Origin of the sequence: Wolbachia endosymbiont (group A) of Udea olivalis, from assembly GCF_964028365.1 — a bacterium.
Taxonomy (GTDB): Bacteria; Pseudomonadota; Alphaproteobacteria; order Rickettsiales; family Anaplasmataceae; genus Wolbachia; species Wolbachia pipientis.
Window position 1 is genome coordinate 629172 of record NZ_OZ034773.1, and the last position, 13378, is coordinate 642549.

At 34.7% G+C, this 13378-nt stretch carries 12 protein-coding genes and 3 pseudogenes; 13 read left to right on the plus strand and 2 right to left on the minus strand.

What is annotated here, in order from left to right:
- Positions 1-113: 113 nt before the first annotated feature.
- The 13 genes and pseudogenes from ABWU32_RS02950 (at position 114) to ABWU32_RS03010 (ending at position 9851) form a co-directional block, all read left to right on the plus strand.
- A complete protein-coding gene (locus tag ABWU32_RS02950) occupies positions 114-335 on the plus strand; it encodes a hypothetical protein (protein ID WP_006279415.1) in 222 nt (73 codons plus the stop codon).
- Positions 326-601 (plus strand): type II toxin-antitoxin system RelE family toxin, encoded by a 276-nt coding sequence (locus ABWU32_RS02955; protein WP_015588829.1) that lies wholly within the window; start codon positions 326-328, stop codon positions 599-601. The genes ABWU32_RS02950 and ABWU32_RS02955 overlap by 10 nt, the downstream gene beginning before the upstream one ends.
- A gap of 171 nt (positions 602-772) precedes the next feature.
- The gene (locus ABWU32_RS02960; RefSeq protein WP_006279515.1) at positions 773-1051 is read left to right on the plus strand and encodes a YggT family protein; all 279 of its coding nucleotides are present in this window, start codon (positions 773-775) and stop codon (positions 1049-1051) included.
- Positions 1052-3166, plus strand: a complete 2115-nt coding sequence (locus ABWU32_RS02965) for an FtsK/SpoIIIE family DNA translocase (protein WP_141456784.1) — start codon at positions 1052-1054, stop codon at positions 3164-3166.
- 181 nt (positions 3167-3347) lie between these two features.
- The gene (locus tag ABWU32_RS02970; protein ID WP_015588831.1) at positions 3348-4199 is read left to right on the plus strand and encodes an Rpn family recombination-promoting nuclease/putative transposase; all 852 of its coding nucleotides are present in this window, start codon (positions 3348-3350) and stop codon (positions 4197-4199) included.
- Positions 4200-4401: 202 nt separating this feature from the next.
- Positions 4402-4950, plus strand: coding sequence for a hypothetical protein (locus ABWU32_RS02975; protein WP_015588832.1), 549 nt, complete (start codon positions 4402-4404; stop codon positions 4948-4950).
- Between the two features lie 197 nt (positions 4951-5147).
- Positions 5148-5768: a TRP75-related protein gene (locus ABWU32_RS02980; protein WP_353278789.1), complete on the plus strand. Its 621-nt coding sequence runs from the start codon at positions 5148-5150 to the stop codon at positions 5766-5768.
- Positions 5769-5793: 25 nt separating this feature from the next.
- Entirely contained in the window at positions 5794-7074 is a 1281-nt protein-coding gene (gene ispG / locus ABWU32_RS02985; RefSeq protein WP_015588834.1) for a flavodoxin-dependent (E)-4-hydroxy-3-methylbut-2-enyl-diphosphate synthase, read from the plus strand.
- Positions 7075-7252: 178 nt separating this feature from the next.
- A pseudogene (locus ABWU32_RS02990) lies at positions 7253-8531 on the plus strand (IS4 family transposase).
- 80 nt (positions 8532-8611) lie between these two features.
- Positions 8612-8755 (plus strand): annotated as a pseudogene (locus ABWU32_RS02995) (IS256 family transposase); the annotation flags it as partial.
- Positions 8756-8800: 45 nt separating this feature from the next.
- Entirely contained in the window at positions 8801-9085 is a 285-nt protein-coding gene (locus tag ABWU32_RS03000) for a transposase (protein ID WP_038198869.1), read from the plus strand.
- A 147-nt stretch (positions 9086-9232) separates the two neighbouring features.
- On the plus strand, positions 9233-9448 hold the full coding sequence (locus tag ABWU32_RS03005; protein ID WP_245836010.1) for an IS3 family transposase: 216 nt from the start codon (positions 9233-9235) through the stop codon (positions 9446-9448).
- 238 nt (positions 9449-9686) lie between these two features.
- Complete coding sequence (locus tag ABWU32_RS03010) at positions 9687-9851, plus strand: IS3 family transposase (RefSeq protein ID WP_081600771.1); 165 nt, start codon at positions 9687-9689, stop codon at positions 9849-9851.
- 82 nt (positions 9852-9933) lie between these two features.
- On the opposite strand, the pseudogene ABWU32_RS03015 reads toward ABWU32_RS03010, so the two are convergent.
- Both ABWU32_RS03015 and gyrB read right to left on the minus strand, forming a co-directional pair.
- Positions 9934-10340, minus strand: a pseudogene (locus ABWU32_RS03015) (IS630 transposase-related protein); the annotation flags it as partial.
- 530 nt (positions 10341-10870) lie between these two features.
- On the minus strand, positions 10871-13258 hold the full coding sequence (gene gyrB / locus ABWU32_RS03020) for a DNA topoisomerase (ATP-hydrolyzing) subunit B (protein WP_141456810.1): 2388 nt from the start codon (positions 13256-13258) through the stop codon (positions 10871-10873).
- Positions 13259-13378 lie beyond the last annotated feature (120 nt).

Sequence of the window (13378 nt, forward strand, 5' to 3'; positions counted from 1 at the left end):
ATTATTTATTAACGCAGGTGGCAAAATTTTTCTTACGTATCATCAACTTTCTTTATTGAAAAATTAAAAAAAATGTTGTATACTTGTTACAGTAGTAGAGTTCGGTAAAACATATGGCAAATTCAGGCATTAACATAGCTCTTAGCGAAGAAACTTTAAAGCATCTTGCTGAATTATCTGAATTTACTAAACAGCCCGTTCAAGAATTAGCAGGAAAACTATTTAGAGAAGCAGTTGAGCTTGAAATGGAGGATTTTTTAGTATCTAAAATTTCTGATGAGCGTGATGTTGAAGGTGCAGAAACAGTTGATTTTGAAGATATTAAGTGGGATTAGAGCGTTACAAGGTTAAGTCTCTAAAGAGTGTTGTTGAAAAAGATTTACCAAACCTTCCAAAGACAATAAGGCTAAGAGTTCAAAAGGCTATAAAAGAACGTCTTACAGTTGACCCAATAAATTTTGGTGAACCACTACATCATAACTTAAAAGGATGTAGAAGGCTAAGAGTTGGTGACTATCGTGTAATTTACAGAGTAAATCAATTAGATCATATAGTAACTATCACAGAGATAGGACATAGAGATGATATTTATAAGAAATAAATATCAACATTAATATATATTATACACCCCTCCTTCCTTGTCCATTCTCTACTTTAGGTGGCTTTGCGCAGCTCAAAAAATGAAGTTTTTTTTGGTTCAGCAAAAACAACATTTTGAGTTTGAAAAGGCTAAATACTTGTCTTTTATATAACTTTCGTGTAATAGATATGTATGCATCCAATCATATATCTACTCAATACGTTACTTGATCTTTATAGCTTCATTCTAATATGTTGGGTTGTCCTAAACTGGCTGGTTAAACTTAATATGGTGAACATATATAATGAAACTGTCAGTAGCATAATGCACATCTTGAACCAATTGACATATCCACCACTAAAGATTATTAGAAGATATATACCACCGTTCAACGGATTAGATTTATCTATAATGATATTGCTAATAACAATTCACTTTGTAAAATATACAGTAGCTTACTACTTTAGGTAGATGTTAAAAAAATATCTAAAATCAGCAATATATCTATCCCTTTTAATATATATATATATATCAGTTTTTAGCTATAACTATAAAGATCCTTCCTTAAACACAGCTACAAATGAGGAAGTGACAAATTTAGGTGGAATAGTAAGTTCATATTTAGCTGATATATTGGTTCAATTTCTTGGATTAACTAGTGTTACAATAGCTACAACCATAGTTTACTTGTTGATCTTCAGGCCATCAAAAAGGCTGCTAAAAATTCTCTATTTAATATTAATCAATTTAGGGATATGTGCTATACTACCACAACTTTCGCTAGGCATCACTGCAAGGTACAGACACAGTGGAATAATAGGGAATGCACTAATTAATAACTGCCCGTTTTATATATTTGTGATAGTAACATCAATAGGTCTTGTAGGATCTGTTGGTTGGAAGAGAACAATTTACTCTCTATTCTTCTTATGTAAAAAAATAGCTTGCTTATTTGTAAATGTTCCATTCTTCAGATCACATAAAACTACTGAGTATTCAATTGCACCATTAGTAGTAGAAGAAAAACATAGAACTAAAATCACTACTAAACAACAACCAAAAGAAAGACAGAAAAAAGCTACCGAGGAGGTTTTAAGTGAGTTTAAGTTTCCAAGTATCCATTTACTTTCTAAAGCAGAGGAGTCTTTGCAGAGAAAGCAGCTGAATGAAATGGAGAGCAATAAAAATTTATCTCTGCTGGAACAAGTCCTGAGTGATTTTGGCGTGCAAGGAAAAATTATCAGTGTATGCTATGGGCCGGTTGTGACTTTGTACAAACTTGAACCACAAGCTGGCACGAAATCTGCAAGAGTAATTGGCCTTGCAGATGACATTGCACGTTCGATGAGTGCACTCTCTGCACGTATTTCAATAATTCGTGGGCAAAATGCTATGGGAATAGAGTTGCCGAACAAGGAACGGGAAATTGTAATGCTGCGTGATTTGCTTGAATCCCCAGAATACCAAAATGCAAACTTAAATCTCCCAATTGCGCTTGGCAAAGAAATAAGTGGAAAACCAGTTATTGCAGATCTAACTAAAATGCCCCACTTGCTCGTTGCTGGAACCACAGGGTCTGGTAAATCAGTTGCGATTAACACTATGATTCTTTCACTCGTTTATCGATTAAGTCCTGATGAATGTAAGATGATAATGATCGACCCAAAAATGCTTGAGCTTTCAATATATGATGCAATACCGCATCTAATAACGCCAGTGGTAACAGAGCCAAAAAAGGCTGTAGTCGCTCTTAAGTGGATAGTAAAAGAGATGGAAAACCGCTATCGCATGATGTCCTATTTAAATGTGCGCAATGTAATAAACTATAACCAAAGAATCACAGAAGCGATGAATAGTGGAATAGAATTGGAGCGCGTTGTGCAGATTGGCTTTAACTCAACAACAGGCAAACCTTTGTTTGAAAAGCTGCCGATTAAAATGGAAACATTCCCATATATTGTAGTGATTGTAGATGAAATGGCAGATTTGATGCTTGTTGCCGGCAAAGAAATAGAGTGCTCTATTCAACGCTTAGCTCAGATGGCTCGTGCTGCAGGAATACACATCATAATGGCAACACAACGCCCATCTGTGGATGTGATCACAGGTGTGATAAAGGCGAACTTTCCAACGAGAATCAGTTTTGCTGTTACTTCTAAGATAGATAGTCGCACAATACTTGGCGAACAAGGGGCTGAACAATTGCTTGGTATGGGTGATATGCTTTATATGGCCTCTGGTGGTAAGATTATTCGAATTCACGGCCCATTTGTGAGCGATGATGAGGTACAAGATATAGTTGATCATCTGAAAATGCAAGGTGAGCCAAATTATATGGAGGAAATTACCAAAGAAGATGAAAATTCTTCTGTGGAATCAGAAGGTGAAACAGAGGATGAAGAAAACGACCTCTACAATCAAGCAGTGGCCATCATTCAAAGAGATCAAAAAGTTTCAACCAGTTACATTCAGCGACAACTTAGAATAGGCTATAACAGAGCTGCAAACATCGTTGAAAGAATGGAAAAAGAAGGTGTTGTCAGTGCTCCAAATTATTCAGGAAAGAGAGAGATATTAGTAGAATAACAGGGCTTCTGAGAACGTTCATGCGCGTTAAGTTAGGCCATAGATGGGTATCTTAAAATTTGCTGCAAATGCAACTTTCTTGGCTATCTTTTACAAAGTTAAAAGTTGTCTTCCTTAAAAATATAATTGAATAATTGTTAATAATAGTGTATAATTATTAATATTTTCAAGCATTCTTGCCATGGCTCTTTCTAAATTTCTCGATCCAAAGTTAGATTTAACATTTAAGAAAATCTTTGGTACTGAAAAAAATAAGAATATTCTTATCCATTTTTTAAATGATATTTTAGGATGTACTGAAGTCAATACTATACAAGAAGTAGAATTCTTAAGCACCATTATGGACCCTGAAATTGCCTCTGATAGACAAAGTATAGTTGATGTTCTTTGCAGGGATTCTAGTGGGTCAAGATATATAATTGAGATGCAGCTCGCTCGCGACAAGGGCTTTGAAAAGCGCGCACAACTCTATGCTGCTAAGGCTTACTCAAGGCAGGCTGATAAAAATTACATTAATTTAAAGAAGGTTTTCTTCATTGCTATTTCCAATGGTATGCTATTCCCTGAAGAGGTTGAGTATATTTCTACTCACAATATACGTGATATAAAAACCAACGGCCATTACTTAAAAGATTTTCAATTTGTCTTTATAGAATTACCTAAATTTTCAAAAAGCAGAGTGGAGGAACTAGAAAGCACAATAGAAAGGTGGTGCTTCTTTTTTAAGCATGCAGAAGAAACGACAGATGAAGATCTAAAGAAAATTGCAGAGGAATCACCAATAATAAAGCTAGCATACGATGAATTAGACAAGTTTCACTGGAGTGAAAAAGATCTCCTAGCTTATGAAGAAAGAGTGATGGATCTACAGAAAGAAGAAGCTATCCTTGAATACAGACTTGATCTTGCTGAAGAGAAAGGTGTACGGAAAGGAAAAATTGAAGTCGTAAAAGCAATGCTAGCTAATAATGTTGATGTCAACACTATTGTTAAGTTTACTGGCCTCTCCATGAGTGAGATCAAAGAATTGTAGAATTAAGTGTTAATGGTTACAAAAATACAATAAGCATTTTTCTTCATGTATTTCGTAAGTACCTTAATTTAAGTTTTCGCACTTTTAAAAAGCAAGTCAAACAAAATTATTAAAAGGTCAATACATAATGACAGTTAATTTAATAATAATTTAAACATTGGGAATGTAAAATTATAATATATTAATTAACTAGGGGGTTAAAATGTCAAATGTTTTTAGTAATGCTTGGTATAGTTTGTCTGGCAATGATAGGTTAGATATAACAGCATTGCAAAAAAGTCAAAAAATCGATGCTGAGCAGTTTGAAAAAGTTTTTGGTGCATTAAAAGAATGGCAAGAAGCTCAAAAGATAGATGCTAAACAGTTTGAAGAGGTATTTAGTGCATTAAAAGAATGGCAAGAAGCTCAAAAGATAGATGCTGAGCAGTTTGAAAAAGTTTTTAGTGCATTAGAAGACAAGATTGGTACTGAGCAGTTTCAAGCTATGCAAGAGCACTTAAACGGCCTACAAGAAAAAGTGGAAACACTTGCAGAGGCAGTAGCAGATCAAGAAAAAACACTACTAATTTGTACCATAGCCACTGCTGTTGCCGTAATAGCGATAACTAGTTTTGTTGCATTCTGTATCTATCAGGGAGTTAAGTGTGAAAGGGAGAAAGAAAAGAACTTGTCTAAAGATACGCCAGACACAAAACTTAATGATAAAGTTGATACTCAAGTGCAACAGAATAGCTTATACACTCCAAACTAAGTTGTATAACACTTTTCTTGAAAAGGTGTTACGCAACTTGTAACACCTTCCTCTTCTCTTAGCCTATGTAGATTTTTTGATAGTAAACATATCACTTTTTAGAAAAATATTTGTATTGTAAAGTTAGTAAAGATTCTGGTTTACTTAAAGTTTGTTAATTGCTATCTTTTAAAACACGATATTTACTATAGCACCATATGCTTAGGATTTTTTCTAAAGTCTTGTTTATATTAATGTTTTTGGTTTCTAGCTTTTTTACTGTGCATAGTGCTGAAGCTAAATCTAAGCTCAGTAAGAGATACATACCTCCTGGTAACCCTGGTGGTGCAAGCTTTCATACAGATGAGGATTTTGCTGAGTCATATAAGCTATATGAAAAGCGTAGGGAATTGCTCAAGAAAAAAAAGTCACAAGATCGAGCTATAAATAAAGAAGATCTAATCAAAAAATTAAAAGAGAAAAAAATTGCTAGTCTTGATAATGAGCCAAATGACATGGAAGCGTGCATAGTCGACGATGAAGAGAGCGCTATGATAAATCAGCATGGTATTAATATCGCGCGTTTAAGGGGTGCTGTATTTATAGATCAAGAGCCAGTTTTCCAGTATGAAAATAAGCAGCATGAAAGTGAACAACAAGAAGAGAAGAAAGTTACTTCAACACGAGAAAAAAAAGTTTCTCCTATGAATATCACTATAAAAAAAACTCCATCAAGAAAAACATGCTCACATGATTCTATTGCTAATTTGGATAACGTAGATGCTTATAGTTTGAATGGTTCGATTTCATTTGGCAGTGTAGCTGACACAGTAAAATAGTATCACAATATTGGCCATTAATAATATGCTAGATAAAGACCTGATATTGAATGATGATGCATATGAATTATTGCCGATTTCCAGGCACAAGACTCATGTTGTAGAAGTTGGAAAAGTAAAGATAGGTGGAAATAATCCTGTAGTTGTACAATCTATGGCGCTTGGCGTGCATATAGATTCTGATAATATAAAAAGTAGCGCAAAACATTATGCAAAAGAGATAACAGAACTAGCGCGTACAGGTTCAGAATTGGTGCGAATTGCCTTGAACTCAGAGGAGGTAGCAAGAGCAATACCTTATATAGTAGAAGAGATAAATAAAGAAGGTTTTGACGGTAAAATATTGGTAGGCTGTGGTCAGTATGAGCTAGATAAATTAGTTCAAGATTATCCAGACAACATCAAAATGCTGGGTAAAATTAGGATAAACCCAGGCAATATAGGTTTTGGCAACAAACGTGATGAGAAGTTTGAAAGGGTTATAGAGTATGCAATAATGCACGATCTTCCGGTTAGAATTGGGGTAAATTGGGGTAGTCTTGATAAATACCTTTTGCAAAAATTGATGGATGAAAACTCTTCGCTTAGTAATTCAAGGCCTTCTGACGTTATACTGCGCAAAGCACTTGTAATGTCTGCTCTTGATAGTGCAAAAAAAGCTGAAGAAATTGGTCTAAATTCAAACAAAATAATCATTTCATGTAAAGTTAGCAAAGTACAAGATTTAATTTTAGTTTATATGGCACTTGCAAAATCTTCCAATTATGCGCTGCATTTGGGTTTAACTGAGGCTGGTATGGGCAATAAAGGTGTGGTAAATACCGCAGCAGGGCTTATTTATTTATTGCAAAATGGCATTGGAGATACAATACGGGCTTCTTTGACTCAACGTCCTGGTGAATCGCGTACTAATGAAGTGGTGGTGTGTCAGGAAATATTGCAGTCTATAGGCTTGCGATACTTTAACCCTCAGGTTAATTCATGTCCTGGTTGTGGGCGCACGAGTAGCGATCGTTTTCGTATATTAACTGAAGAGGTGAATGGCTATATAAAAACTCATATACCGATATGGAAGAAAAAAAATCCAGGTGTAGAGCATATGAGCATTGCTGTTATGGGATGCATAGTAAACGGTCCTGGAGAAAGCAAACACGCAAATTTGGGAATCAGCTTGCCTGGATATGGAGAAAAACCTGTTTCAGCAGTCTACAAAGACGGCAAATATTTCAAAACTTTACAAGGTGATAATGTCTCTGAAGAATTTAAGGCAATTATTGATAATTATGTGAAGGAGCATTACACGTAACCTTTCACGGTTAATTAATAGATAAATCGCAAATAAAAAAGAAAATTAGACCTTGTTTTTCTTTTTTCGTTGGGAATGTTCAAAAAAGCATATGCGTCAAGTTAAGGAAATAAAGGTATGAAAGAGATAGAATAATAAGGTATAAGTTCTCCCAGATATACTTTTAGTGAGAGAACCAATGAATAAAATAACTTGCTTATCAAAAAAGCTCAAAGAATTTTTTAATGAAAAAGCAGAGAAAATCTCAATTACAACAAGGTTTATAAAAAGAAAGAGAAAGCTAAAAGGTTCATCATTCGTAAAAGCCATGGTCTTGGGTAATATAGGAGTTGATAATTGTAGCGTAGAAACAATGTGTCAATTACTAAACGAGGACTCGATAGATATAACAAAACAAGGTTTGGATTTTAGATTTACTGAAGAAGCAGTGGAATTTATGAAAAGGATGTATAATGAATCTGTGATTCTCTTTAAAAATATCTTGCAAGTTGATTGCAAAATCTTACAGCAATTTAATAGTGTTAAATTATTGGACAGTAGCTATATTACTCTACCTAACAGTATGGAAGAGATGTATAAAGGTTATGGTACTAGCTACAGTGGCTATGAAAGCAATACTAAGTCTGGAATAAAGTTACAATTAGTTTTCGATTACATGAATCAGATAATAGACCAACTTAATTTAACGGAGGGAATAAGATCAGACCAGGGATATAGGAAACATTTAAGTAATATATCAAGCAATGATTTGCTAATATCTGATCTCGGTTATTTTGTGCCAAGTTCTTTTAAACAAATCAATGAAATAGGAGCTTATTTCATAAGTCGTCGATACCAACGTATATGATGTAGAAACAAATCAAAAAATGGAGTTATTAGAATGTTTAGAGATTTTTAGAAAACGAGGTATTGTTAGGAAAAGAAGCAAAAATTAGAGTAAGAATTATATGTCAGAAACTAACTGAATATGGCCAGAAGAAGGAAAGCTAATAGATTAGCAAGATCGCAGGATCCTCTAAAAGAAATCAAAAATTGTTGAACTGGTATAACTAATGTTCCAGAAAATAAAATTAGTGCTGAGCAAGTATTAACGATTTACAGAGTAAGGTGGCAAATTATTTAAATTGTATAAAAGCCATATCAGGCTTGATAAGCTAAAAGGAAAGCCATGCAGAGTATTATGTGAACTATATGCTAAATTGTGCGCAATTCTTATATTTCACGGCATAGTTGGTTGCACAGAAGTGAAAAAGAATACAGAACTTAGCTTAACAAAGGCATTTATTGAGCTAAAAAGGCGGGTTAGAGAGTTATTTTTAGTATTAACCAAAATTAATAGTTTAAAAGCATTTCTTAAAAAACTCACTATAACTTGGTCGCGATTTTCATTAAAAGACAAACGTAGAAGGGCTAGAGTATCCACTTTAACCTCTCTAAATTTGCTCACAATCTCTTAACTTGACGCGTATGGTTCAAAAAAGTGTGTCAAACCGAAAAAAAAGTAATAAATTGATATAAAAAAAATGGAGGTTTGACAATGAGTCAGAAAGTAGTAAACAGAACTACCGATTTGGTAGATTACAAAGAACTGGAAGCAAATATACTGTCATCAATAAGGGAAGGCAGACCATTAACAGGAAGGGATGGAGCATTTGACCTTACCCAGAAAAAGTGGAGAGAAAGAAAGGAGTTTTTTCGGGTAAAATAAAATTTTGGAGGATTAGAAATGGCAAGAGAATATACGGCAGAATTCAAATTGGAAGCTGTTAAGCTGGCAAATGAACAAAGAAAGGTAGGTCAACCAGTTGCAAAAGTAGCAAGAGATCTAGGAATAAGGGATAGTGTATTAGGAAAATGGATGAAGAAATATAACGAAAAAAAGTCAGCGGCAAATGCATTTCCAGATGTAGCACCTTATGACAAAGAGAGATTTGATTTACAGAAAGAGTTAGCAAAAGTAACAAGAGAAAGAGACATTTTAAAAAAAGCCCTGGCCAGTCAAAAAGAGTAAAATATTTTTTCATAAAAGAGCATAGTAAACACTATAAAGTGCAGGAATTATGTAGGGTTTTCTGCTAGTGGCTACTATAAGTGGACTACAAGGAAAATAAGCAGTAGAGAATCAGCAAATAAAGAGTTATTAGCAGATATTCAAAAAATATATCAAGCTTCTAAATGTAGATATGGAGCTCCTAAAATTCATGCTGAATTAAAGGCTTTGGGTAAAAGTTGCAACTTAAAAACAGTGCAAAGTATTATGCAGAAAAATGGTATTCAGGCTATATTGAGAAGAAAATTTAAAATTAAGAAACAACAAACGGACAGTAGCTCCCAATATATTAGACCAAAACTTTATTGTCGATCAACCAAATAAAGTATGGGATTACTTATATAAAAACCAAAGAAGGATGACTATATTTGGCAACAATAATCGATCTATATTCACGCATGGTAGTTAATGAGCAGTTCAATAAATAAACAATTGGTTATGGACTCTTTATTAATGGACGTTAACAAGCGTAAACCTGCCAAAAATCTACTATTACATAGTGATCAAGGTTCACAATATACTTCGCAAGGTTATCAATATCTCTTATCCATAAAAAACATAGATGAGTCATAAAGGTTGTTGTTACAACAATTCTGTTGTGGAAAGCTTCTTTAGCTCATTGAAAAGAGAAATACTTATTGATACTTCACAACACTCTGCTCAACAAACTAGAACTGCAATATTTGAATACATAGAAATTTTTTATAACAAACAACGTCACTATTAACTATTGCATTCCTGAGCATTTTGATTCATCATTCTCTTTGTGAAAAACATTCCAAACTTTCTCTCCACTTTTTCTGGGTAAGGTCAATATATACAAGATTATCACGATGTTTTGTCGCTATAACCCTTGCAAATTGAGCTCGCTTTTCTTCATTTCTTTCTTTATATCCGTAGGTCTTTTTTTCTTGTAAATCCAATATTTTTAAGTGCGCGGTGAATCATTTGTCGACTCCAGAGTTTGGCCATCTCTGACTGAGTCTTGCCACCATGGTTTTTTGCAAATTCGGTGAAGACATTCCAGTCGGTAATTTTATGCTACGCTTCCAGGCTTTTTTGACTGAAAATCTCCCGTTTCCTCACGCCTTTTCTGCCACTCATATAAAGTCGTTTTTCCAATTTTAAATCTCTTGGCAACAGTTGCTCTACTTTCTCCTTCATCCAATGCTTCCATTGCTTTTTTCCTTAAGTCGTAACTATACGCTGCTGGCATACAAACCCCTCTACCATAAATCCATTCTTACCTTATTTGGATTATTATGAGAAGAGCTATAACTCTATGGGAGGGAAGCAAAATCTGGGATTCGGCCTTAATGGCATTAGCGTCGCATCAGCTTCACCCTCCCTGTGAGGTATTTTAGCTCTAATGCCTCACATCATAAAGATACAAGTGTCAAGCTACTTGGATGACAGGGGAGGGAGGCACTGGGATGACAGGAGAAGGTAGTGGGAGACACCCTGACAACCGTCATCCCGCTGCTTGTTAGCGGGATCTAGAGATACCGCGAATGAATCGCGGCATGACGTAGGACTGCTTTCATTCCAGTGCTTGACACTGGAATCCAGCCTTTCTGCAATCTCATCGAAAACGTTGTAACCACTTTCTATGCTAGTTTGCTTGTGAGCAACCTGGATTCCAGTGTCAAGCACTGGAATGACACCGTTATAAAGGAACCAGTGTCAGCTACTTGAATGACACAGTCTTTGCTTAAACCCGTAACGTTCGTACATTTTGCTAAAAGTTCAAATATCAACATCATGCACGTTGAGTGCATTGCTATTAATAAAATCACGGCGTGGTTCAACTATATCACCCATTAGTATTGAAAATATGGAATCAGCTTCTTCACAATCTTTTATTTCAACCTTCAGTAAAGTTCTAGCCTCAGGATTTAACGTAGTATCCCATAGCTGATCAGCATTCATTTCACCAAGACCTTTAAATCTCTGCAGAGTTAAACCCTTTTTACCATAGTCCATTATTATTTTTGCAAGCGTACTTGGAGAAGTGATTCTTATTTCAGTTTCTTGTGACTTTAAAAATGAATCACCATTAAATAAATTACTTATACCATCAAGCAAACTTAATATGCTTTGCATATCTTTGCCTTCAAGCATACTAAGTGCAAATATATATTTGTCTGCCAATCCTTGAAACAATTTAGAGATGTGAATTTCTTTTTCTTCATCTTTTATTTCTACTTCCCAAGTGTATTCGCTGTACATTAATTTTAAATACTTTAATATCTCATCAGCCGATGATAGAGCATTCTTTTTGCTTAAAATTAGCAATGACTCTAGGAGATTTTGTGGTATTTCTCTATCATAATTTTTGCTAATATTAGAAATGCTAACGCATTTATTCAAAATAAGGCGCAAGTCGTTAAATTCTGTAGCTGTACCACTTAGTGTTAATCTTTTAACTGCTGAGTTTATTATATACTCTTCAAAAGTTTCGTCATCTTTAATATAAGTGTCTTTGGCATTCTTTGTAACTTTATAGAGGGGTGGCTGTGCTATGTATAAGTAACCTTTTTCAATAACTTCACGCATATGTCTAAAAAAGAAAGTTAGAATCAAAGTTCTTATATGTGAACCATCAACATCTGCATCTGTCATGATGATAATTTTATGATATCTAGCTTTTTCAATATCGAAGTGTTCACTCCCTATTCCAGCACCAATTGCAGTGATTAAAGAGCCTATTTCTGCAGATGAAAAAATACGATCTAAACTTACACGTTCTACGTTTAGAATTTTTCCTCTTAAGGCAAGCACTGCTTGTGTTTTACGATTACGCCCCTGCTTTGCAGTACCACCTGCTGAATTACCCTCTACTATAAATAATTCCGATAACTCAGGAGCTTTTTCCTGACAATCAGCAAGCTTTCCTGGCAGAGTTGCAATATCAATATTGTTTTTGCTTTTAACTAGCTCGCGCGCTTTTCTTGCAGCTTCTCTTCCTTTTGCTGACCTGATTGCTCTTTCTACTATGCTTGCTGCCAATTTGGGATCAGTTTCAAGGATTGTGCTCAATTTATCAGAAACTATACTTTCTACAACTGCACGTGCTTCAGAACTAACTAGTTTATCTTTTGTTTGTGAAGAAAACTTAGGATCAGGCATCTTAAGAGATAAAACACAAGTTAAACCTTCTCTAACGTCCTCTCCAGTTAAATTTACTTTTGCTTTCTTTAAAAACCCTTCATTAGTTGCATAGGTATTGATACATCTAGTTAGTGCAGATCTAAATCCTGCCAAATGCGTACCACCATCTCGTTGCCGTATATTATTAGTGAAACACAACATATTCTCATAGTAGGAATCATTCCATTCCATCGATATTTCCAAGCTGATGCCAAGATCGTCTGCATCTCCTTTCATACTGGCAATTTTAGTTACATGTGTCTTATTCTTATCTAAATACTGCACAAAATTTGCTGTACCAAAATTGTCTTTAGATTGATTGCTCTGATTGAAATGAGATTCTGTATATGGTTCATTGCGCAGATCACGTAAAGTAATGTCGATATTTGAATTTAAAAATGCTAATTCTCTTATACGACTTTCAAGCGTTGAGTAACTGAAATTAATGCCATTAAAAGTCTCTGTTGATGGCATGAACGTGACTTTAGTTCCTCTTTTGTTTGTATTTTCGTTGACTACCTTTAAAGGTTCAATAGACTCACCATCTTCAAAACGCATAAAGTGTTCTTTCTTATTGCGCCAAATAGTTAATTCCAACCAGCTTGATAATGCATTCACAACTGAGATTCCAACACCATGTAATCCCCCAGAAACTTTATAGGTATTACTGTCAAATTTACCACCAGCATGGAGTTGAGTCATTATTACCTCTGCTGCTGATATTCCTTCTTCTTCATGAATGTCAGTTGGAATGCCACGACCATTGTCGGTTACTGATACTGAACCATCTTTATTTATGCTAACTTCAATTTTATCACAATATCCAGCTAAAGATTCATCTATTGCGTTGTCAACAACCTCATATACCATGTGATGCAAGCCAGATCCATCGTCAGTGTCACCAATGTACATACCTGGACGTTTCCTTACAGCATCAAGACCCCTTAAGATTTTTATTGCATCGGCATTATAACTATTTTCCATGGTATTGCTTCATTTATGAATGTTAATTAATATTACATTCATATATGCTGATTAGCAACATTTTTAAACTGATAACCCATATTAAAAGCACAATTTTACGAATGTTTATTTTTGAAAACA